Raw genomic sequence first — 23,353 nt, 5'->3', positions numbered from 1 at the left:
CTAAAAGATAGCATCGCAGATAGTATCTACAAATTCTTTTGGATTAAATTTAATAAGATCATCTTTGCTCTCGCCAACACCAATGTATAAAATAGGCAATTCAAGCTCTCTAGCAATCCCAAATAATGCACCACCTTTAGCTGTGCCATCAAGCTTAGTGATAATAACTCCATCAACCTTTATTATCTCATTAAATGCCTTAGCTTGAGCAACTCCGGCACTTCCTTGTGTGCCATCTAATATCAATATTTTTTGGTGTGGAGCACCACTTAGGGCTTTATCACTTATTCTTGAGATTTTTTCTAGCTCACTTGCTAGGTTTTTTTGATTTTGTAATCTACCGGCTGTATCGATTATAGCGTAATCCATACCTTTAGCTACTGCTGAGCTGATAGTATCATATGCTACGGCTGCTGGATCGTGGCCTTGACTTGAGGCAATTATCGGTACTTCTAATCTAGTTGCCCATTGGCGTAGCTGCTCTATCGCACCAGCTCTAAATGTATCACTAGCACCCAAAATAACACTTTTTGAATTTGATTTAAATAAATTTGCTAATTTAGCTATTGTAGTTGTTTTACCAGCACCATTTACGCCTAAGATCATCATAACAAAAGGCTTAGCCTCTACGCTTTTGCTATCATACATAAAGTAGGTTTGCATTACTCTGGATAGATCGGCTCTATCTATAATTTCACGCGGCGGCAGATAATAGATAATCTCTTGAGCAATCTCATATGGCACATCAGCTTCTAATAAAAGCTCCTCAAGAACATCTTTAGTAATTTTTTTATCTGCGGGTTTAGAATTTGTAAAGCTATTAAGGGTCTTTTGAAGTCCTTTTTTAAGAAAATTAAACATTATTTAATTACCTTTTTAATATCGTTTTCAAGCATTTCAATAGGCACTAACCCGCTATAAGATGCAGCAAATTTGCCATTTGGATAGTATAAAATACTAAATGGAATACCAACTACACCGCCAAGTGATGAGATTAGATATTCATTTGCTTTTGTATAGGCAATTGGATAGTTTATATTTAGCAACTCTTTAAATTCATTAGCTTGTTCTAGGCTTATCTCATCAATTGATACGCCAATTATTTGGAGTTTATCTTTAAATTTATCTTGAAGTGTTATAAGATATGGAATTTCTACCTTACATGGCGGACACCAAGTAGCAAAGAAATTTAAAAATATCGCCTTATCTTTAATATCAATATTATAACCATCATCTCTTTTTTGCATTTTAAGTTCATTGCCATCATTTAGTATAAGTTTAAATGGTTTTGAATAGTCAGCTTGTATTGTTGAAGGTGAGGTAGATTGATCGTTTGAAGATCTATCGCAGCCTGTAAATATAGTTAATAATACTGCTGCTAAAAAGATTTTAAATTTCATCATAATTCTCCTAATTTTTTGGTAAAATGTTGCAATTATACTAAATAAAGATTAATATTATGGTTAAATATGATAAACAAACTTATAGAAAAATGGCTAAAACTGCTCTAAAAAAAGAGTCCAAAAGAGTAGCTAATAGTTATAAAAATAGACTAAATTTGGATATTTTAAGGCTAATTAAGTTTTATAAAGTAAGAAATTTATTGATTTTTACTCCGATGCAAACAGAGCCAAATTTGATAATGCTTAGACGCAAGTTAGCAAAAAATTGTACAATATTTGTCCCATTTATGGTAGATAAAAGCTTAAAAATGGTAAAATTGCGTCTGCCCCTTTTTGTATCTAAATTTGGAATTAAAGAAGCAAGAGATTCAAATGCTTATAAAAAAAAGATAGATATGGCAATAGTGCCAGTGATTGCAGTAGATACAAATATGGCTAGAGTAGGGCATGGTGCTGGATTTTATGATAGATTTTTTGATAGTCTAGGATATAGACCAGTTATTGTGTTTGTGAGTATAAAAGATATGTATATTGATGATAAAATTTGTGATGCACATGATATTTGTGCAGACTTTTATATCACACCTACTACAAAATATATTAAAAAGGTATGTTATGATAGAGATGTCATTAGTAGGGTTAGGAGGCTTAATTTTCGGAGCCGGTGGTGGTTGGCTAATATCTAAAAAGATAAATGATGCTAATTATAGTATATTTTTAGAACAGGCTAAAGCTAAAGCTAAGGCTATTGAATTTGAAGCTGAAAGCGTACTTAAAGATGCCAAAGTTAAGGTAAATGAGGCTGAGTTTGAAGCTAAAAAAAGATATGAGGAAAAAGGCAGTAAGCTTCAAAAAGAGTATAATCAAAAATTTGATGAGATAAATAAAAAAGAGCAAAATTTATTATCTCAAAAAGAGAGCTTAAACAATCTAAAAAATGATCTAGAACAGAGTCAAAATAGAGCTAATGCTTTATATGAAGAGGGCTTGAATTTAAAAAATTCATATCAAGAAAAGATTGATGAAGTGCTAAAAACTATGGAACGCATAGCTGGTCTTACTCAAGATGAAGCTAAAGAATTGGTACTTAAAAAAGTTGAAGAAAAAAGCCGTGCCGATATAGCTCATATAGTTAGAAAATATGAAGAAGAGGCTAAAAGAGAGGCTAAGAAAAAAGCCAATTATATCCTAGCTCAAGCTACTAGTAGATTTGCTGGAGAATTTGCTGCTGAGAGATTGATTAATGTAGTAGATATTAAAAATGATGAGTTAAAAGGTAGAATTATTGGCAAAGAAGGGCGTAATATCAAGACGCTTGAGATGGTTTTAGGAGTGGATATTATTATTGATGATACTCCTCATGCTATTGTGCTTTCAAGCTTTAATCTTTACAGAAGGGCAATTGCTACAAGGGTAATTGAGTTACTTGTAGAAGATGGTAGAATTCAGCCAGCTAGAATAGAAGAGATTCATCAAAAAGTTTGTGAAGAATTTGAAGCTAGTATTTTAGAAGAGGGTGAAAATATATTAATAGATCTTGGAATTACTAAGGTTCATCCTGAAATTGTTAAATTAATCGGTAAAATGAAATTTAGAGCTAGCTATGGTCAAAATGCCCTAGCTCATAGTCTAGAGGTTGCTCACTTAGCAGGAATTATAGCTGCTGAGACTGGTGGAGATGAGAAGCTAGCTATTAGAGCAGGTATATTGCATGATATTGGTAAGGCGCTTACGCATGAATACCAAGGTAGCCATGTTGATTTAGGTGCTGAAATTTGCAAACGTTATAAAGAACATCCAGTAGTAATAAATGCTATATATGCTCATCATGGTCATGAAGAGGCGCTAAGTGTAGAATGTGCTGCAGTGTGTGCTGCTGATGCATTATCGGCTGCTAGACCTGGTGCTAGACGAGAAGTTTTAGAGAGTTTCTTAAAAAGAGTAGAAGAGATAGAAAATATAGCAAACTCAAAAGAGGGAATTAAAAACGCTTATGCTATAAATGCTGGTCGTGAGATTAGAGTAATTGCCAATGCTCAGTTAGTAAATGATGATGAGGCTGTACTTTTAGCCAAAGAGATTGCTGAAGAAATAGAGAGTAAAATGCAATATCCAGGTGAGATTAAAGTAAATGTAATACGCGAATTAAGAGCTATAGAATACGCAAAATAGGAGAGAAAATGAGAAAGATTATCTGGCTGATTTTGCTTAATTTTGGACTGCTTTATGGTGGTAATGAGATGCTTTTAGATAGTGCTAATGCCTATAATCTCGTTAATAGAACCAATAAAATTAACCAGTCTATTATTACAAATTCATCTGCTATTATAATCTTTCCAACATTTGTTAAAGCTGGATTTATTCTTGGTGCTACAATAGGTCGTGGTGTAATGTTGGTGCGTGATGATATACCACAAGAATACATAGATGATAATATATCTGCCCATCAAAATAGCATATGGAGTGCTGTGCCAGTTAGACTTGGTGGGGCAACTATAGGATTGCAAGCTGGTTATGAGAATAATTTTATTGTAATGTATGTAATGAATAAAGCTGTGATAAAAGATATTTACGATAATAAACTTACGCTAAGCGCAAGTGCTTCGGTGAGTTTTATGGATTATGGTGTAAATAGTGAAGCCATTAGCGATATGGGTCTTAGTGATATTTATGCTTATACTAACAATAGAGGCTTTTTTGTTGGTGCAGAGCTTGGCGGTTCTGTAATAACAGTTGATGATAAAATCAAATTTGATACTGCTTCATATGGTTATGAGCAGCTTATGCAGGCTATATCGGTGATAAGATAATGCAAGATATTCTTACTAATTTATCAACTTATGGTTATATAATTTTATTTTTATACAGTCTTGGTGGCGGTATGGTAGCTATTATTGGAGCAGGTCTTTTGAGTTTTGAAGGCAATATGAACCTAACTTTATCTATTATTATCGCAGCAATAGCAAATTTTATCGGCGATATGATTTTGGTATATATGGGTAGGTATAATAAAAGCTCAGTAATGCCATATTTTAAATCTCATAAAAGAAAGCTAGCTTTAGCTCAAATTTTATTTAAAAAATATGGAGATAAGATTATATTTATTAAAAAATATGTCTATGGGTTAAAAACTTTAGTTCCGCTAGCTATTGGACTTACTAAATATAGCTTGATAAAATTTGCTATTATCAATGCTATTTGCTCAGCTATATGGGCTATTAGTTTTGGATTAGTTAGCTATTATGCTGGTGGATTTATATCACAATTTGCTTCATATTTTGGTGATCGTGCTTATATCGTACCTATATTTTTATTTGCTCTACTTGGCTCAATATGGATATATTTTAGTTGGGCTACTAAAAGGAGATGATAGTGAAAAGATTTGCATTAGTGCTTGTCGCTTTACTGATTTTATTAGTCGGGATACAAGGATATGCATATCTATATTCAAATTTTATAATTAATTCTGCCATAACTATACTTAAAGACAACAGAGAATTTAAAATAGATAATATAAATAAAAGTAGCTCTATATTTTCTACCGATTTAAATGCTACTATTATATATAAAGATTTTAATCTAAATGTAGATTTATCTAGCTATCATAATGCTTTGGCTATATTTAGTGGAATTAAAATTATTGGAGATATTAAAGATTTAGAGCAAAATAGCGCAGTTTTAGCTAAATTTGATTTAGATATTCCAATAAATAGCGATACAATCCATTTAAATGCAAAGATATCTCCAATTAAATTTATGGAAAATCATAGCTTTTTAAAGTTATCTAGTATTGATATAGAAGCTATTATGGATTCTAGTAAGTTATATTTTATAAAAGCTAATATTAATAAGGCTAATTTAGAATTTGATGATATTAATGGTGGTATTAGTGGAGTTGTATTTGAAGCTAATTATATTAATGGAATTGAATTTAATAATTTAAGCCAGCATATATTTTCTTCAAATGAAACAACTCTTATCATAGAACATCTAAAAGCAAAGGTAAATCCTATTGATATATCAAGTGATGAGATAAAGATTAATTTTAAAAGCAAGGTTGATGCTCTAGCAAATATTACTGCTGATATAGTAAGTAAATATATTATGATAAATGGTATAGATTTTAATGATATTAGTTCTAAGATTAGATTGGAAAATATAGATATAAATAGCTATAAAAACCTATTTAAAATTATACTTGATTCTAATACTCAAGACTTAATGTATGATTTTATGGCAAATGAACCAAAGTTGTATATAGATAGTTTGAGTGTTAAAGATATTTTTGATTTTAAATTTAGTATTTTTGGAAATAGCCAAACTCTAAAAGCAGAAAAGTTAAATTTAAATGGCGAGCTTAAAGCATATAAGCCATTATCTACTTTAAAAGGACTAGAGTTTTTATCTATATATGAAAAATTTTTGATAAGTAATGGAATATTGATTCAAAATAATGAAGGTTATATATCTAAATTTAAATCTGATATCCAAAATAACGAGATAATTTTTAATAATTCAGTTAAATTTAGCGATATTATCTCAAATATTTTAATAAATAAATAGAAAAAATTCAAGAATTTCATAAATTTATAAAATTTCTCAAATTTATCCACCCATTTAAGCAACTTTTAAGCATATCTCCTATATAATTCCAGCTCACGAATTGAGAAACACCTTAACCATCTTTTAAACTTGGTTAAATCATCTCTTTATCGTTTTTTGTTTTTTAATTTATATAATGTTAAACTATCTTTTATAGTCAATCTTTGAAATCTAAACAAGTGATCGATTGAGCCAGAATCTATATTATATAATATTAGATTCAACACTTATATACATAATATAAAGTTTTTAGATTAAAACTTCATAATACTTAAGTAGTTTATCTACTTTAATTTTTTATGGAGAGTTTGATCCTGGCTCAGAGTGAACGCTGGCGGCGTGCCTAATACATGCAAGTCGAACGGACAAGTAAGAGCTTGCTCTTATGAGTTAGTGGCGCACGGGTGAGTAATGTATAGTTAATCTGCCCTACACTGGAGGACAACAGTTAGAAATGACTGCTAATACTCCATACTCCTTCTTAACACAAGTTAAGTCGGGAAAGTTTTTTCGGTGTAGGATGAGACTATATTGTATCAGCTAGTTGGTGAGGTAATAGCTCACCAAGGCTATGACGCATAACTGGTCTGAGAGGATGATCAGTCACACTGGAACTGAGACACGGTCCAGACTCCTACGGGAGGCAGCAGTAGGGAATATTGCTCAATGGGGGAAACCCTGAAGCAGCAACGCCGCGTGGAGGATGACACTTTTCGGAGCGTAAACTCCTTTTGTTAGGGAAGAACAATGACGGTACCTAACGAATAAGCACCGGCTAACTCCGTGCCAGCAGCCGCGGTAATACGGAGGGTGCAAGCGTTACTCGGAATCACTGGGCGTAAAGGACGCGTAGGCGGATTATCAAGTCTTTTGTGAAATCTAATGGCTCAACCATTAAACTGCTTGAGAAACTGATAATCTAGAGTGAGGGAGAGGCAGATGGAATTGGTGGTGTAGGGGTAAAATCCGTAGAGATCACCAGGAATACCCATTGCGAAGGCGATCTGCTGGAACTTAACTGACGCTAATGCGTGAAAGCGTGGGGAGCAAACAGGATTAGATACCCTGGTAGTCCACGCCCTAAACGATGTATACTAGTTGTTGCTGTGCTAGTCATGGCAGTAATGCACCTAACGGATTAAGTATACCGCCTGGGGAGTACGGTCGCAAGATTAAAACTCAAAGGAATAGACGGGGACCCGCACAAGCGGTGGAGCATGTGGTTTAATTCGAAGATACGCGAAGAACCTTACCTGGGCTTGATATCCTAAGAACCTTGTAGAGATACGAGGGTGCTAGCTTGCTAGAACTTAGTGACAGGTGCTGCACGGCTGTCGTCAGCTCGTGTCGTGAGATGTTCGGTTAAGTCCGGCAACGAGCGCAACCCACGTATTTAGTTGCTAACAGTTCGGCTGAGCACTCTAAATATACTGCCTTCGTAAGGAGGAGGAAGGTGTGGACGACGTCAAGTCATCATGGCCCTTATGCCCAGGGCGACACACGTGCTACAATGGCATATACAATGAGACGCAATATCGCGAGATGGAGCAAATCTATAAAATATGTCCCAGTTCGGATTGTTCTCTGCAACTCGAGAGCATGAAGCCGGAATCGCTAGTAATCGTAGATCAGCCATGCTACGGTGAATACGTTCCCGGGTCTTGTACTCACCGCCCGTCACACCATGGGAGTTGATTTCACTCGAAGCCGGAATACTAAACTAGTTACCGTCCACAGTGGAATCAGCGACTGGGGTGAAGTCGTAACAAGGTAACCGTAGGAGAACCTGCGGTTGGATCACCTCCTTTCTAGAGTACAAAGTGATGATCTCACAATTATCACTTCAAAGGAGTCTCAATCACACTTGTTTAGGTTTGAGGGATTGACAAGGGGAATTAGCTCAGCTGGGAGAGCGCCTGCTTTGCACGCAGGAGGTCAGCGGTTCGATCCCGCTATTCTCCACCATAATCTATTATAAAGATAGTATATTTATTAAAGCCTAATCAGAGAGTTTAGCTTAAACTTTCTTATTAGACTTTATAAATAGTCTAAAGTTATTTAATTTACCATTGTTAAAAGTCACAATCAAGTTTTAATATTTAAAACAATTTTACAGGACTTGTTAAAGCTTTGAATTTGATTTGATTGCAACTACTCTATATTATGTTATCCCAATATAGTTTATATAGAGTATAAATATTAACTTCACAAGCTATTAAGTTTTTAAAGCTTACTTAATAGTATGTTAATGCTTTCCGTCTTATTAAATTTAAATTCAAATATTATAAATCTAAATAGAGATAAATAGGAACTAAGAGATTAATTCTTAAATAGTTTTAAATAACTTCTTTATAATTATCTATTTTATTCTTATCTATTTAACTTTATCTTTAACAAGGAAGTGATGCGAATTAGAATATACATAATAATCTAATAAAAAAGGTAAGCTACTAAGAGCAAATGGTGGATGCCTTGGCTAGTAGAGGCGATGAAAGACGTGCCAGGCTGCGATAAGTCTCGGGGAGCCGTCAAGGGGCTTTGATCCGGGAATTTCTGAATGGGGCAACCCAGTATATAGTGATATATACTACCGCAATGCGGAGCGAACGTTGGGAATTGAAACATCTTAGTACCAACAGGAAAAGAAATCAAAAGAGATTACGCTAGTAGCGGCGAGCGAACGCGTAAGAGGGCAAACCACTAGCTTGCTAGTGGGGTTGTAGGACTGCAATATAGACTTAAACAAACTAATAGAATAAGCTGGAAAGCTTAAGCGTAGAGGGTGATACTCCCGTATATGAAAGTGCGTTTATACTTAGCAGGATCCTGAGTAGGGCGGGACACGTGTAATCCTGTCTGAAGCTGGGTAGACCACTATCCAACCCTAAATACTACTACTAGACCGATAGTGCACAAGTACCGTGAGGGAAAGGTGAAAAGAACTGAGGTGATCAGAGTGAAATAGAACCTGAAACCATTTGCTTACAATCATTCAGAGCCCTATGATTTATCAGGGTGATGGACTGCCTTTTGCATAATGAGCCTGCGAGTTGTGGTGTCTGGCGAGGTTAAGGAAACCCGGAGCCGTAGCGAAAGCGAGTCTTAATAGGGCGTATAGTCAGATGCTGCAGACCCGAAACGATGTGATCTATCCATGAGCAGGTTGAAACTGGTGTAAGAGCCAGTGGAGGACCGAACAGACGGCCGTTGAAAAGGCTCCTGATGACTTGTGGATAGGGGTGAAAGGCCAATCAAACATCGTGATAGCTGGTTCTCTCCGAAATATATTTAGGTATAGCGTTGTGTAGTAACTTTGTGAGGTAGAGCACTGAATGGGCTAGGGCATACACCAATGTACCAAACCCTATCAAACTCCGAATGCGCAAAGTGTAATCACAGCAGTCAGGCGGCGAGTGATAAAATCCGTCGTCGAGAGGGGAACAACCCAGACTAACAGCTAAGGTCCCTAAATCTCATTTAAGTGGAAAACGATGTGGAGTTACTGAAACAACCAGGAGGTTGGCTTAGAAGCAGCCATCCTTTAAAGAAAGCGTAATAGCTCACTGGTCTAGTGATTCTGCGCGGAAAATATAACGGGGCTAAAATGAGTACCGAAGCTTTAGACTTGTTTTTACAAGTGGTAGGAGAGCGTTCTATTCAGCGTTGAAGGTATACCGGTAAGGAGTGCTGGAGCGGATAGAAGTGAGCATGCAGGCATGAGTAGCGATAACTCAGGTGAGAATCCTGGGCGCCGTAAACCCAAGGTTTCCTACGCGATGCTCGTCATCGTAGGGTTAGTCGGGTCCTAAGCAAAGTCCGAAAGGGGTATGCGATGGAAAATCGGTTAATATTCCGATACCAATTATTATGTGCGATGGAAGGACGCTTAAAGTTAGTGGAGCTAGCGGATGGAAGTGCTAGTCTAAGGGCGTAGGTTGAGTTATAGGCAAATCCGTAACTCTCTATCCGAGACCTCAAAGGCTCTTGACGCTCTTCGGAGTAGATGGAGAATCCATGATACTATCGAGCCAAGAAAAGTTTCTAAGTTTAGTAATAATTGCCCGTACCGTAAACCGACACAGGTGGGTGGGATGAGTATTCTAAGGCGCGTGGAAGAACTCTCTTTAAGGAACTCTGCAAAATAGCACCGTATCTTCGGTATAAGGTGTGCCTACCAGTGTATTAAGATTTACTCCCAAAGCATTGAAGGTTACAACAAAGAGTCCCTCCCGACTGTTTACCATAAACACAGCACTCTGCTAACTCGTAAGAGGATGTATAGGGTGTGACGCCTGCCCGGTGCTCGAAGGTTAATTGATGGGGTTAGCATTAGCGAAGCTCTTGATCGAAGCCCGAGTAAACGGCGGCCGTAACTATAACGGTCCTAAGGTAGCGAAATTCCTTGTCGGTTAAATACCGACCTGCATGAATGGCGTAACGAGATGGGAGCTGTCTCAAAGAGGGATCCAGTGAAATTGTAGTGGAGGTGAAAATTCCTCCTACCCGCGGCAAGACGGAAAGACCCCGTGGACCTTTACTACAGCTTGACACTGCTATTTGGATAAAGATGCGCAGGATAGGTGGGAGGCTTTGATCCATAGACTCTGGTTTATGGTGAGCCATTGTTGAGATACCACTCTTCTTTATTTGGGTAGCTAACTAGCTTGAGTTATCCTCAAGTAGGACAATGTCTGGTGGGTAGTTTGACTGGGGCGGTCGCCTCCCAAAATGTAACGGAGGCTTACAAAGGTTGGCTCAGAACGGTTGGAAATCGTTCGTAGAGTATAAAGGCATAAGCCAGCTTAACTGCGAGACGTACATGTCAAGCAGAGACGAAAGTCGGTCTTAGTGATCCGGTGGTTCTGTGTGGAAGGGCCATCGCTCAAAGGATAAAAGGTACCCCGGGGATAACAGGCTGATCTCCCCCAAGAGCTCACATCGACGGGGAGGTTTGGCACCTCGATGTCGGCTCATCGCATCCTGGGGCTGGAGCAGGTCCCAAGGGTATGGCTGTTCGCCATTTAAAGCGGTACGCGAGCTGGGTTCAGAACGTCGTGAGACAGTTCGGTCCCTATCTGCCGTGGGCGTAAGAAGATTGAGGAGAGTTGACCCTAGTACGAGAGGACCGGGTTGAACCAGCCACTGGTGTATCAGTTGTTCTGCCAAGAGCATCGCTGAGTAGCTAAGCTGGGATGTGATAAGAGCTGAAAGCATCTAAGCTCGAAGCCAACTCCAAGATGAATCTTCTTTTAAGAGCTCTAGTAGACTACTAGTTTGATAGGCTGGGTGTGTAATGGATGAGAGTCCTTTAGCTGACCAGTACTAATAGCTCGTTTGCTTATCTTATAAGCATCACTTCCTTGTTAAGGATAAACTTTTATTCTTATAGGGTCTGTTTGATATTAAGACAGTGATTTTTAACAATATTATTTAACATTAGTAGTGTTAAATAAGATATTATATTAATATGATATTTTATTTAACACTGCTCGTGGCTATACAGATGAGGAAACGCCTTGCTCCATCTCGAACCAAGAAGCTAAGCTCATCATGGCCGATGATACTCTCCCTTACTGGGATGTTGGAAAAGTAGGTTGCTGCGAGCTTTGTTATATTCTATATCTTATTTTATTATATAATCAATATTTATTATATAATCAATATTTTATATTCTTTATCTGTTTTACTAGTATGTTTTAGGTTTATATCTATTTATATCTATTTATATCTATTTATATCTATTTATATCTATTTATATCTATTTATATCTATTTATATCTATTTATATCTATTTGCGTATTCTTCTTTTTATATCTAGGGTTTTATATTTATATTTTATATAAGATTGTCTATATCCTTATTATCCTTATTATAGGGTTTATGTGTGAAATTTTATATTGTGTTTAGTGTTAGTAGTTTTATATGGTTATTATTTTATGTATGGTTTATTTATAAGCTTTATATAGATTATCTATTTTATAATTCATCTTTTTAAAGGTATAGCTATACTGTTTAACTAAATTCGTGATTATTAATCTTTATATTTTATCTGATTTTACTCTTTATAATATATATGTGTTAAATAAATAGTATTGGGCATATATTTTTATATTTTTATATTTTTATATTTTTATATTTTTATAAAATATTTGGTTTATGCTATGTTAAAAGCTGCTTTTTATTATATTAGTTGATTTTATTATTTTAATTATGGGATAGTGTGTAAAGATTTAAAAGTGGAGTTGTATAAAATTTAAGAAAATCAGTAGATTATAATGATATATTGCGTTATGGGGATTATGCCATAGGGTGGCTCCCCTATGGCAAATTCTGTCTCCATAGAAAGGAGAAAAGAATAAATGCTAAAATTTGTATTCATGGTAATTATATTACTTTGCGTAATTATTGTCAAGCTATTAAGCTTTACCCCACGAAAGTGAAGAAATACAACCCCTATGGGTTCTATCTACTACCTTATTTAATAACTTCAGCAAATTTAAAACTTTTACCACTCATAAGAGTAGCTTCTTGTCTTATAGTGTATTTATATTTGATACTTTTATATGGTTTTAAAGCTATTTAATCAATATTTTTATAGATCTATTTATCTTTATCTTTCTTGCAATAACCACCCATCTCACCCCTTATTTCTAGCCAAACTCTCAAATCTTTTAAATTTAATTACACTTGCATTACATTTTAACTATATGGCTAAATTCTTTAAAATTTCTCAAATTTCATCTTATGATAAAATAGTTACATTTATCAAATTTAACTCAAATTCTATTAAATTTATAAAGAAATTTGCAAATTTTATGAAAAATATATCAAATTCCCCCCCCCCCCATATAAATAAATTAATATTGTGTGCGATATAATGGTATATGCTTAAACAAAGGATTAAGTTTAAGCCAAATTATTTTACTTTAAAGGATATACAATGAGTTTTAGAATTAACACTAACATTGCAGCTATGAATGCACATGCTAACTCACTTATTACTGATAGAGAGCTTACTAGCTCACTAGGTCGCCTAAGTTCAGGTCTTAGAATTCAAACAGCAGCTGATGATGCTTCTGGTCTTGTTATTGCTGATTCACTAAAAAGCCAAGCTAACTCTTTAGGTCAAGCAATTGCTAATGGTAATGATGCAATTGGTATTGTTCAAACTGCAGATAAAGCTATGGATGAACAGATTAAAATACTTGATACTATTAAAACTAAAGCTATCCAAGCAGCACAAGATGGTCAAAACTCTGATTCTAGAAGAGCACTTCAAAATGATATTAGCAGACTACTTGAAGAGCTAGATATGATAGCTACTACTACAAGCTTTAATGGACAACAACTACTAAATGGTAACTTCTCAAATAAAAACTTCCAAATTGGTGCTTATAGTAATGAAACTGCTAAAGTAAGCATAGGTGCTACAAACTCAAATACTATTGGGCATACTAGGTTTGAGACTACAAATAATGCTAGATTTTCAGTATTGTCTACATTATCCGGTGTTCAAGTAAAACTCAGTGGTATAGATGGATATCCTAATGGTTATGAATTTCAAAAAATAGCTTCTACTGCGATGCAAACAGATGGCTACAAAGCTGTAGCTGAAATGATGAACGGAGTTTCAGATAAAACTGGTGTAAAAGTTAAGGTTAATAATACTCAAATTTTTAGTAATGGAATATCTGCGGGCAATATTCAAGGTTTAGTAATCAATGGCGTAACTATTGGTAATATCACTGTAAAAGCAAACGATAGCGATAATGTATTAATCGGTGCAATCAATGCTAAAAAAGATGAAACCGGCGTAGAAGCTAGCCTTGATAATGGTAAATTGGTTCTAGCAGCTAAGGATGGTAGAGCTATTAGATTAAATGTAGTTTCTGGTGCTAGTTTTATGGGTGGCTATTCAGCTGGTACAAGCGTAGCGGCATCAGATGGCGGTGCCATTATGTTAGGAACAATGACATTTATTCGTCAAGATGCTAGAGATATTAAAATAGGTTTAAATAATATGTCAGTTATTAGCGGTATGTCTGCAGCGGCTATTACGGTAGCTTCAATCGCAACGGCTACTTACAATCAAGCTTCAGTAAATTTAAAATATATGAATTCTGGCACGATTAGTGCTGCTATGGCTAAAGCTATGGGCTTCTTTAATGGTGGTGCATCTAATGCTGGTCAATTGACAGACCAAACTGGTGGCGTAAATACCTATGGTGGTGCTCAAGCTATGATAGATGTAGCTGAATCAGCTAGAAAAACTCTAGATAAATTAAGAGCTGATCTAGGTTCAGTACAAAACCAATTAGTAGCTACTATAAACAATATTACAGTTACTCAAGTAAATGTAAAATCAGCTGAATCTCAAATAAGAGATGTGGACTTTGCTAGTGAGAGTGCAAACTTCTCTAAATTTAACATACTAGCCCAAAGTGGTAGCTATGCTATGAGTCAAGCTAACTCAGTGCAACAAAATATCTTAAGACTGCTTCAGTAATTTAACCCAAAGAGACTAAATCTAGCCTCTTTGGGGTTAAATCTTTTATCTTATTTATCAGCCAACTTGTTAGCTTGGTGATTTGAAATTTTCATAATTCTTAATAGTTTAAAATTATTTAAAAGTTTATATTATAGTCTAAATAGATTAGTAAATTTAATATCTTAGGGTTTGTATTATTAAGTAGTATAAATTTGAAAATTTAGTATCAAAATTATTATAATAAATAGATATATGTATATCGGTTGGTTCATTTATACTAATAAGAAGGTATAAAGTTATAAATAATATCTAAATTTGCTATTTTTTAAAGCTAAAATTTAGCGATATTATAGTTTAATAATAAAAATTATTATTTGGGTATATAAATGGAATTTGAATTTAATCAATTATTTTATGCGTTTTTACTTACTTTATTTGCTGGGTTTTCTACTTCAATTGGTGCTGTGATTGCATTTTTTAGCAAAAAAGATGATTATAGACTTCTTAGCATTGGGCTTGGATTTAGTGCTGGGGTGATGATTTATATCTCGTTTATGGAAATTTTGCCTGATTCTATGGGTGAGTTTGCTAGAGTTTTTGAGAATAAAAATGCTGAACTTATAGGATTGCTTGCGTTTTTTGGTGGGATTATTTTGACTGCTTTGATTGATAAGTTTATACCAAGCGATCTAAATCCACATGAGCCAAAAGATAGCCTTGATGAACTTAAATTTTGCCCACTTCCAAGTCAAAATGAACCACGACCTATATATCATCCAGGTATTAGTACTTCTGGATTAAAGCGTCTTAAAAGAACTGGAGTTATAACAGCTTTTGCTATTACTTTGCATAATTTTCCTGAAGGGTTTGCGACATTTATTAGTGGTGTTGAATCGTTTAGTTTTGGTGTAGTGATTGCTATAGCTGTAGCTTTGCATAATATTCCAGAAGGTCTTGCAGTCTCTTTGCCTATATATCACGCTACTGGAGATAAAAAAAGAGCCTTTATCTACTCTTGTCTATCTGGACTTGCTGAGCCTGTTGGTGCTGTTGTTGGTGCTTTGATTTTAATGCCATTTTTGAACGATATAGTTTTGGCAGTGGTTTTTGGTGTTGTAGCTGGAATTATGGTGTTTATTAGTTTTGATGAGCTTTTGCCTGCTGCTAGAAGTTATGATAAGGCACATGATAGTTTATATGGATTAGTTGGTGGTATGGCTGTGATGGCAGTGAGTCTTATTTTGCTTGGGATTTAATTTTTTAGCTTTGTAGTGCGATAAAGAAAGCTAAATACTTCAGCAACGGCTTTATAAAGATTTGGTGGGATTTCTTGATTGATATCTACCTTGCTTAGAATCTCTACTAGATCGCTATCTTCTTTGATTGGGACTTTATATATTTTGGCAGCTTCTATGATTTTGTGAGCTACTTCGCCCTTGCCGCTAGCTAAAACCTTTGGAGCGTTATTTTTATCTTTATTATATCCTAGGGCAACTGCTTTTTTAATCTTTTTTGCCATATTTATGCCTTTTTATTAAATCCAAAATCAAATGCTTTATCTATTTGATTATATGGGGTTTTTTTAGGTTTGTGGGCTAGTGTAAAGCTACTTACTATTAATCCAAGACCAGTTATTGCGGTTTTTAACTCTTTGCTAGAACCTAAGATTAAATCTTTAAATTCGACTGTTCCAGTAGCAATGCTAATATCTATATATTTATTATCGCTTAATGCAATTACGATATCTACATGGCCAAAATGGGTGAAATTTAGATCAATTTTAGCATAAAATCTATTCTTTTTGCCTTGTTTAAATGCTACGCTACTACTTTCTAAAGCATCCCATGAATATGGTAGATATGTTTGGAGTGAGTTTTGAGCGTAGCTAATTAGTTGATGCATTTCAATTTGGGTTAGAAGTCTATTTATATTTTGATTTAGTGCTGCTTGATTTGGCTGATTAGCTGTAGCCTCTTTTAGCGCTAAAAGTGTCGCTTTGACATCGTTTTGCAAGGCTTGAGCAGATAAATTTTTATCATTTGGCATTATATTTGCTATATCTGATTTGGCTAAATTTGTAGCTTTTATTAGGCTTTTTAATTCGATTATATTATTTTTAGCTTCTTGGCTATTTTTATCAAAAAAGTTAATAATATTTGATAATTTTCTAGCAGCCATTGATAATTTATCTTGTAAATTAAAATTATTAGCATCGGTATTAATATGCTGAATAAAGTTATTTAAATTTATACTATTTTGGGCTGGATTTATGCTATTTATTATACTTTCTAGATTTGGTATTGATTGGGTTTGTGAGGTTTGTATGGCTTGCGTGGCAGAGGATATGCTATTTGGTGTTTGTAAATTTGATTGAGTATTTAATGAGGCAACTAAAGTTTTGCTATTTTGTATATTTTGGTTTAATTTTTGAGATATGGCTGGGTCTAGATTTTTAATAATATTTATAGCTTCATTTATGTTATTAGTGGCTGTTTTAGCAGTAGTGGCTATTTGTTTGATATTTTGAGAATCTAAAAAAGCAGATTGTCTATTATTGCTAGCTATATTTTGGATAAGTTTTAGCTCTTTTATATCTGTAGCAGGTGTGGTAATGTGTGATTTTAGCTCTTTTAAACTCTCTTTTATATCAGATATCATCTGGCTTAGCTGATTGTTTAGAGGTTTTACATTTTTTAAATTTGGATGATTAAAATTAATTTGCGATAGGGTTGTTTCTATATTTTTTATCACATTTTGTGCTTGATTTATCGTGCGTGAGATATTTTGTTCGATTGAGATTGGATTTTTGGGATTAGTTTGAATTTGATTTGCTATTTTATCTAAAAATTTAGCTATATTTTCAAGTTTGGCATTGGCTTCTAAAAGTGGTTTGAAATTTGAGCTTTTTAGAACTTCATCATTTTTGAGTTTATTTTTTTGTAAGATATCTAAAAGCGCATTAAAGCTTTGATTTGGATCACTATCTTGTGTATTTGCTAAAGTTATAAAGGCTAGGGCTAGGTCTTTATTGGCTGTATTTTTCATCTGGGATAGTAGGGTTTTTATGCTAGTTGGTAAAATTTCAGGCTTTAGTGTTTGGGCGAGTTTAGCCTCTAGCATTATGCCTGTATCCTTGATGGTTTGGGCTATATTTGTGGTTTTTATATGTTCAACTGGCTTGATAAAGCTCTCTAATTTAGCCCCTAATTGACTTAGGGCTGGATCTGATTTTATGGATTTTAAGATTAATGTTAGATCTTTGGCTAAATTTGGAGCTACTTGAGATGATTTGATTTGGGCAAGGGCATTTTGTTTATATGAGCCATCATCTATATTGGCTTTTAGAGCATTTAATAGTTTTGATGTGAATTTATTTAATTCTAAATCGAGTTTAGTCTGCTCAATTACAACACCTTGGGTTGGTTTTTTTAGTATGGTTTTGCCATCATTTAAGGTAGTTGTAGTGCTATTTTCCTTTGATGAAGTTTTCTTTTCATCTTTATTTTGAGTTGGTTGCTGGGTTGGGGTATTATTTACTATTATCATTATTTAACTCATCAAATATTACGCTGTGGCCACTATGGCGAGTAAATGCCACTTCTTGTTCTTTTGGTACATTTTTTTGAAATATAGCAAAAATTATTAAAAATGCTAATAAAACGATATAGTAATATATAAAGGCTGTAAAGCCAAATTGGTTTATCAAAAATCCAATTATAATAGTAGATAAAAATGAGCCAATCAAATAGCTAAAAAGTAAAGCTCTTACAACTTCTACATAGGCATTTTTATCTGTAACTATATCATTTGCTCTAGCTAAGGCTAGGGCATAGAGTACAAATATCCCAAATCCTAAAAAAAATACAATAATATATTGTGCAATAATATCTGGATTAACAGATATAAATCCTAAACAAGCAAATAAAGCTATACTAGAAGCTAGAATAATTGCCAATTTTCTGCCAAATTTATCTGAAATTGTTCCAAATATAGTATGAGCCATAAATCCACCACACATACCGATGATTATAAAGATACCAGCTTGTGCTGGAGTATAGCCTTGAGTAATTATAAATAGCGAAGCCATAGAGAAAAATCCGTTCATCGTAAGTCCAGCTATAATACTTGTAGCAAGGGCTAATGGTGCTATATTATAAATCCGTGGTAGGCTAATGCTTATTGCTTTTGGTATTTTTGGCGATTTGATTTTAAGAAAATTTAGAGGAATTGAGCCAAGAATAATTGAGATGGTTCCTATTAAAAAAACCTTAGTAGTGCTAAGATCCATACTCATAATCACAGCCCCAATGGCAAAAGTGCTATAAAATACAATCTCATAAAATCCAAGCACTCTTGAGCGAACTGAATTTGGAATCTTCTCATTTAGCCAGCTCTCTACAATTAAAACAATACTATAATAGCAAAATCCAAGCATAAATCTTAAAATCGCCCAAAATATTAGATTGTTGCTCATATCGTGAAGAAGAGCTGAAATAGCAAAAAGTGCCGTAAATATAGCATAGGCTCTCATATGACCTACCTTAGAGATAAGCCTATGAGATACTATAGTGCAAGTAATAGCACCTATAAAAAAGAATGATGTAATAAGGCCAATTTGTGTCTTTGAAGCGCCCATATCATTTAGCAAAACACCAGCAGAACTAACTACTAAACCACTAGCTATAAAGATAAAGCTAACACCTATAAATAAAGCATTTAGCGAGGTTATAGCTCTTTTACTTCCTGCCATAAAAAACTCCTGCGATAAAGACTCCAAGTGGCATTAAAGCAAGTCCAACCAAAAATGATATAGGCTCAAAAATTCCCTGTCTAAGTAGAGCAAAAAAGGCTACAATCAAGATAAGATAGCCAATAAGTCTAAGTGGCTTAAACGCACCTAAAATATCTATTTTACGGAATTTGGCTGGTTTTTTATCATTTTTGTTATTGCTATCTTGAGTATCTAGCTCTTGGGTTTGCTCATCTATATCATCTTCAAAAAGTTCAATTTCTTGCTCGCTTAGCTGATAATTTATGCTTTTATTTTTGACTCTACTTTTGTATCCAAAATAACTAGCAAATAAAATCAAAGTTGAGCATATAAATGCAACTTGTGAATTTAAAAGCTCAACCGATCCAAAAGCCGAAGTAACAGCTATCAATATAGAATCTAAAACTATATAAAAAAGGGCTAAATTTTTAAATTTCATCTCTTTTTTGCTTTTTATCAAATTCAGCGTAGCTTTTTACTTGAGATTTATAGGCTTTGTAGATATTATTTATCGCAGCGCCTACACCAATTACTATTCCAATACCTAAACCCCAGTTTGAGCCAGTTAGCTCTTTTAATCCCCAGCCAATACCAAAACCCATAAGAATTGCAACAACAATTGAAATCCCAAGGCTTAGACTATCGGCTGCCTTTATGGCTGTGTTTATCTTTTTACTTTTATCACTCATAGCGCTTTAAAACTCTCTTTTATAGCTTGTGCTGTTTTGTCTAAGCTAGCTTGACTTAATGGCTCGCAAACAAAGCAAGTCTCAAACTGGCTTGGTGCTAGATAGATTCCTTTTTTTAACATTTCAAAATGGAATTTAGCAAATCTATCTGTATCGCTTTTTAGTGCTTGAGCGTAGTTGGTTACTGGATTTTCATTGAAGAAAAATCCCCACATAGAGCCTCTTACATCTGTTTGAAGTGGAATGCCATTTTCTTTAGCAGCTTCTTGCATTGCTTGAGTTATAAATTTGCTCTTATTTTCTAAATTAATAAATAAATTCTCATTAGAATAAATTTTATTTAGTGAGGCTAGACCTGCAGCCATTGCGACTGGATTTCCGCTTAAAGTACCAGCTTGATATACTCCACCAAGTGGGCTAATTAGCTCCATTATCTCCTTTTTACCAGCATAAGCTGCACATGGCATACCACCACCAATTACCTTGCCAAATGTAACTATATCTGCTTTAATTTTATTTAATCCATAGCTACCAGTTGCACTAGCTCTAAATCCACTCATAACTTCATCAAAAATTAGAACTGCTCCTTTTTCATCGCAGATTTTTCTAAGTCCATTTAAAAACTCATCACTACCAGGTACTAATCCCATATTTCCAGCGATTGGTTCAACTATTATAACGCCAATATCGGCATTTTTAAAGCACTCTTCAACGCTATTTAAATCATTATATTTGGCTAGATGGGTATTTTTTACTATATCATTTGGTACGCCAAGACTGCTTGAGTAGCCAAAAGTTGTAGCACCACTACCAGCTTTTACTAATAATCCATCGCTATGACCGTGATAACAGCCTTCAAATTTGATAATTCCATCTTTTTTGCTATATCCACGAGCAAGTCTAATAGCGCTCATTGTAGCTTCTGTGCCGCTGCTTACAAAGCGAATTTTATCAAGATGAGGGAATTTAGATAAAACTAGCTTAGCAAGTTCTGTCTCAAGAAGACATGGCGCTCCAAAGCTTAGACCCTTTTTGGCTGTATTAATAACTGCATTTTCTATATCTTTATCGCAGTGGCCAAAGATAAGTGGCCCCCAGCTTAAAACATAATCAATATACTCATTACCATCAATATCATATATAAACTCACGATCACCTTTATCAATAATTAATGGATCAGAACCAACTGAGCCAAAGGCACGAACCGGAGAGTTTACTCCGCCTGGGATATATTTTTGTGCCTCTAGAAATTCATCTTTATTTCTCATCTTTTTTATCCTTATTAAATGATGTTATATATTCAAATAAATTTACAATCTCATTTTGAGTAAGAAAATATGATGGCATTATACCTTTAGAATCTTCAAGAGCTAATTTAAATCTTTGAAATTCAAGATTATTTATTCTTGGTGCCATTAAAGATCTCTCTTCATATTTATTGCTTTTTTTATTAAATGCTTTATATTTGACTATTAATGCACCTTCGCCCTTGCTGCCATGACACTTATTGCAGCCTATTCCGCGTGGATTTTTATATAGCATTTTGGCGTATTCGCTTTTAGTAATAAACTCACTCCCAAAAGCAAAAGTAGTAAAAAGCAAAAAAAAGCCAATAAATTTCATAAATCTCACCTGAGTTTAATTTGAATTTAGGTATGATACAATTTTTGTAATTAAAAAATGCATAAAGGGATTAAAAATGCAGATAATTGATGGTAAAGAGATAAGTAACAGAGTAAAAGAGAGAGTAAAAGCTGAGGCTTTAGCTCTAAAAAGCAATGGAATTACTCCAACTTTAGCAGTTGTTTTAGTGGGTGATGATAAGGCTAGTCAAACTTATGTTGCAAGTAAAGAAAAATCTACAATAGCTTGCGAAATGGGCTCAGTAGCTCATAAATTGCCTGAATCTACTACTCAAGGAGAGCTTTTAGCTTTAATTGAGCTTTTAAATGCAGATGATAGTATAGATGGTATTTTAGTTCAGCTTCCACTTCCAAAACATATAGATAGTAATAAAATTTTAGAAGCGATAGATCCAAGCAAAGATGTAGATGGATTTCATGCTATAAATGTAGGTAAATTAAATAGCGGCTTAGATGGATTTGTGCCTTGTACCCCGCTTGGCATAATGGAGCTTTTAAAAGAGTATAATATTGAAGTTAGCGGTAAAAATGCCGTAGTAGTAGGTAGAAGTAATATAGTAGGCAAGCCAATGGCGGCATTGTTATTAAATGCAGGTGCTACGGTTACTATTGCACACTCTAAAACAAAAGATTTAGCAAAAGTTTGCCAAAATGCTGAAATTATTGTTGTAGCTGTTGGTAAGCCAAATTTCTTAACTGCTGATATGGTTAGTGATGGTGCAGTAGTTATTGATGTGGGTATAAATCGCTTAGATAGTGGTAAATTAGTAGGGGATTGTGATTATGAAAATGTAGCTCCAAAGTGTTCTATGATAACTCCAGTTCCGGGTGGAGTAGGGCCTATGACTATAGCTATGCTACTTAGCAATACATTAAAATCAGCTAAAAATAGAAAATTAAAAGGTTAAGTTTTGAGAAAATTTTTTTCTAAATTCTATAATTTTTGTAGTAGTTGGACTGGAACAGTAATTATAGTTTTGTTTATAATATTTTTTATTGCTCAGGCTTTTGTAATCCCTAGTGGCTCTATGAAAAATACTTTGCTAGTAGGGGATTATCTATTTGTAAAGAAATTTTCATATGGAATTCCAACTCCACATATTCCTTTTGTAGAGATTGCAGTGCTTCCTGATAGCGATGGAGATGGCCATTTAATAGCAAGTGATGGGCCAAAACGCGGAGATATTGTAGTTTTTAGGTATCCTAAAGATCCTAAAATTCACTATGTAAAGCGTAATTTTGCTACTGAATTTGATGAGGTTGTGTTTGCTCCTGGTGCTATGTATCTTCGTCCAAGTGGTGGCGATGATGAGATAGATAAAGAATTTAAAGATGCTGATATTGTAATTTTAGGTGGTAAAAGGTTTATAAAAGAGCCATATAAGATGAGTGGAATTCACTATGATAATAATACTGATAAGGATAATTATGGTGGATTAAAGGCTGATACATTTACTATTGCTGGTATGGTGGATTTTGCGATGAGTGAAGTGATGATACCAGAGCTGCCTAAGATAGCAAATTTAAATTTTAACGCATATTATTTTAAAGTACCGCAAAATGAGTATTTTATGGTAGGCGATAATAGGGAAAATAGTAGCGATAGTAGATTTTGGGGATCGGTTCCTTATAAATATATAGTTGGTACTCCGTGGTTTGTATATTTAAGCTATGATGAGAACTATAAAATCCGTTGGGATCGTATCGGACGACTAACAAGCAGTCTAGAAGAGATGGCTAAGTAGATAATTTGAATT

General features: G+C 34.4%; 18 protein-coding genes, 1 tRNA gene and 3 rRNA genes. 13 read left to right on the top strand and 9 right to left on the bottom strand.

What is annotated here, in order from left to right; translation table 11 throughout:
• Together ftsY and CVIC12175_RS04780 are read right to left on the bottom strand one after the other, a co-directional pair.
• Nucleotides 1-861, bottom strand: a complete 861-nt coding sequence (gene ftsY / locus CVIC12175_RS04785) for a signal recognition particle-docking protein FtsY (RefSeq protein ID WP_086256408.1) — start codon at nucleotides 859-861, stop codon at nucleotides 1-3.
• The gene (locus tag CVIC12175_RS04780) at nucleotides 861-1,403 is read right to left on the bottom strand and encodes a TlpA family protein disulfide reductase (protein ID WP_086249398.1); all 543 of its coding nucleotides are present in this window, start codon (nucleotides 1,401-1,403) and stop codon (nucleotides 861-863) included. Before CVIC12175_RS04780 ends, ftsY begins: the two co-directional genes overlap by 1 nt.
• A gap of 56 nt (nucleotides 1,404-1,459) precedes the next feature.
• On the opposite strand from CVIC12175_RS04780, the gene CVIC12175_RS04775 reads away from it, so the two are divergent.
• From CVIC12175_RS04775 to zupT, 11 genes are all read left to right on the top strand, one after another.
• Nucleotides 1,460-2,089, top strand: a complete 630-nt coding sequence (locus tag CVIC12175_RS04775) for a 5-formyltetrahydrofolate cyclo-ligase (protein WP_236861051.1) — start codon at nucleotides 1,460-1,462, stop codon at nucleotides 2,087-2,089.
• Nucleotides 2,019-3,575 carry a ribonuclease Y gene (rny, locus tag CVIC12175_RS04770; protein ID WP_086254697.1) on the top strand — a complete coding sequence of 519 codons (1,557 nt, stop codon included), beginning with the start codon at nucleotides 2,019-2,021 and terminating at the stop codon, nucleotides 3,573-3,575. The genes CVIC12175_RS04775 and rny overlap by 71 nt, the downstream gene beginning before the upstream one ends.
• Nucleotides 3,576-3,583: 8 nt before the next feature.
• Nucleotides 3,584-4,213, top strand: a complete 630-nt coding sequence (locus CVIC12175_RS04765; protein ID WP_086257205.1) for a lipid-binding SYLF domain-containing protein — start codon at nucleotides 3,584-3,586, stop codon at nucleotides 4,211-4,213.
• The gene (locus CVIC12175_RS04760; protein WP_086257204.1) at nucleotides 4,213-4,773 is read left to right on the top strand and encodes a DedA family protein; all 561 of its coding nucleotides are present in this window, start codon (nucleotides 4,213-4,215) and stop codon (nucleotides 4,771-4,773) included. The genes CVIC12175_RS04765 and CVIC12175_RS04760 overlap by 1 nt, the downstream gene beginning before the upstream one ends.
• A 2-nt stretch (nucleotides 4,774-4,775) precedes the next feature.
• Nucleotides 4,776-5,966 (top strand): YdgA family protein, encoded by a 1,191-nt coding sequence (locus tag CVIC12175_RS04755; RefSeq protein WP_086257203.1) that lies wholly within the window; start codon nucleotides 4,776-4,778, stop codon nucleotides 5,964-5,966.
• 335 nt (nucleotides 5,967-6,301) lie between these two features.
• Nucleotides 6,302-7,813 (top strand): 16S ribosomal RNA (locus CVIC12175_RS04750).
• An 81-nt stretch (nucleotides 7,814-7,894) separates the two neighbouring features.
• Nucleotides 7,895-7,970, top strand: a tRNA-Ala gene (locus tag CVIC12175_RS04745).
• A gap of 475 nt (nucleotides 7,971-8,445) precedes the next feature.
• Nucleotides 8,446-11,351 (top strand): 23S ribosomal RNA (locus CVIC12175_RS04740).
• A 141-nt stretch (nucleotides 11,352-11,492) separates the two neighbouring features.
• A 5S ribosomal RNA gene (gene rrf / locus CVIC12175_RS04735) occupies nucleotides 11,493-11,611 on the top strand.
• Together the 16S, 23S and 5S rRNA genes with 1 tRNA gene alongside form the textbook arrangement of a ribosomal RNA operon.
• A 1,334-nt stretch (nucleotides 11,612-12,945) precedes the next feature.
• Nucleotides 12,946-14,511, top strand: coding sequence for a flagellin B (locus CVIC12175_RS04730; protein ID WP_086315885.1), 1,566 nt, complete (start codon nucleotides 12,946-12,948; stop codon nucleotides 14,509-14,511).
• Between the two features lie 368 nt (nucleotides 14,512-14,879).
• The gene (gene zupT, locus CVIC12175_RS04725; protein WP_086256992.1) at nucleotides 14,880-15,749 is read left to right on the top strand and encodes a zinc transporter ZupT; all 870 of its coding nucleotides are present in this window, start codon (nucleotides 14,880-14,882) and stop codon (nucleotides 15,747-15,749) included.
• Here the strand turns inward: zupT and CVIC12175_RS04720 are convergent.
• Genes CVIC12175_RS04720 through CVIC12175_RS04690 form a run of 7 tightly spaced genes read right to left on the bottom strand, consistent with a single transcriptional unit; the run spans nucleotide 15,746 to nucleotide 21,576 of the window.
• Nucleotides 15,746-16,012: a FlhB-like flagellar biosynthesis protein gene (locus tag CVIC12175_RS04720; RefSeq protein WP_086246334.1), complete on the bottom strand. Its 267-nt coding sequence runs from the start codon at nucleotides 16,010-16,012 to the stop codon at nucleotides 15,746-15,748. The genes zupT and CVIC12175_RS04720 overlap by 4 nt on opposite strands.
• A 2-nt stretch (nucleotides 16,013-16,014) precedes the next feature.
• A complete protein-coding gene (locus tag CVIC12175_RS04715) occupies nucleotides 16,015-18,039 on the bottom strand; it encodes a flagellar hook-length control protein FliK (RefSeq protein ID WP_086256993.1) in 2,025 nt (674 codons plus the stop codon).
• Nucleotides 18,023-19,243, bottom strand: coding sequence for an MFS transporter (locus CVIC12175_RS04710; RefSeq protein ID WP_086256994.1), 1,221 nt, complete (start codon nucleotides 19,241-19,243; stop codon nucleotides 18,023-18,025). The genes CVIC12175_RS04715 and CVIC12175_RS04710 overlap by 17 nt, the downstream gene beginning before the upstream one ends.
• On the bottom strand, nucleotides 19,230-19,724 hold the full coding sequence (locus CVIC12175_RS04705; RefSeq protein WP_086303130.1) for a hypothetical protein: 495 nt from the start codon (nucleotides 19,722-19,724) through the stop codon (nucleotides 19,230-19,232). Before CVIC12175_RS04705 ends, CVIC12175_RS04710 begins: the two co-directional genes overlap by 14 nt.
• A complete protein-coding gene (locus CVIC12175_RS04700; RefSeq protein WP_086246338.1) occupies nucleotides 19,693-19,953 on the bottom strand; it encodes an AtpZ/AtpI family protein in 261 nt (86 codons plus the stop codon). The genes CVIC12175_RS04705 and CVIC12175_RS04700 overlap by 32 nt, the downstream gene beginning before the upstream one ends.
• Nucleotides 19,950-21,221: a glutamate-1-semialdehyde 2,1-aminomutase gene (hemL, locus tag CVIC12175_RS04695; RefSeq protein ID WP_086303132.1), complete on the bottom strand. Its 1,272-nt coding sequence runs from the start codon at nucleotides 21,219-21,221 to the stop codon at nucleotides 19,950-19,952. Before hemL ends, CVIC12175_RS04700 begins: the two co-directional genes overlap by 4 nt.
• Nucleotides 21,211-21,576, bottom strand: a complete 366-nt coding sequence (locus tag CVIC12175_RS04690; RefSeq protein WP_086246340.1) for a c-type cytochrome — start codon at nucleotides 21,574-21,576, stop codon at nucleotides 21,211-21,213. Before CVIC12175_RS04690 ends, hemL begins: the two co-directional genes overlap by 11 nt.
• A gap of 76 nt (nucleotides 21,577-21,652) precedes the next feature.
• On the opposite strand from CVIC12175_RS04690, the gene folD reads away from it, so the two are divergent.
• A complete protein-coding gene (gene folD / locus CVIC12175_RS04685; protein WP_086246341.1) occupies nucleotides 21,653-22,504 on the top strand; it encodes a bifunctional methylenetetrahydrofolate dehydrogenase/methenyltetrahydrofolate cyclohydrolase FolD in 852 nt (283 codons plus the stop codon).
• 3 nt (nucleotides 22,505-22,507) lie between these two features.
• A complete protein-coding gene (gene lepB / locus CVIC12175_RS04680; RefSeq protein WP_086248446.1) occupies nucleotides 22,508-23,341 on the top strand; it encodes a signal peptidase I in 834 nt (277 codons plus the stop codon).
• The last annotated feature ends 12 nt before the right edge of the window (nucleotides 23,342-23,353 follow it).

Origin of the sequence: Campylobacter vicugnae (genome assembly GCF_002139875.1) — a bacterium.
Taxonomy (GTDB): domain Bacteria; phylum Campylobacterota; class Campylobacteria; order Campylobacterales; family Campylobacteraceae; genus Campylobacter; species Campylobacter vicugnae.
This window is presented reverse-complemented; position numbering and strand designations above follow the sequence as displayed.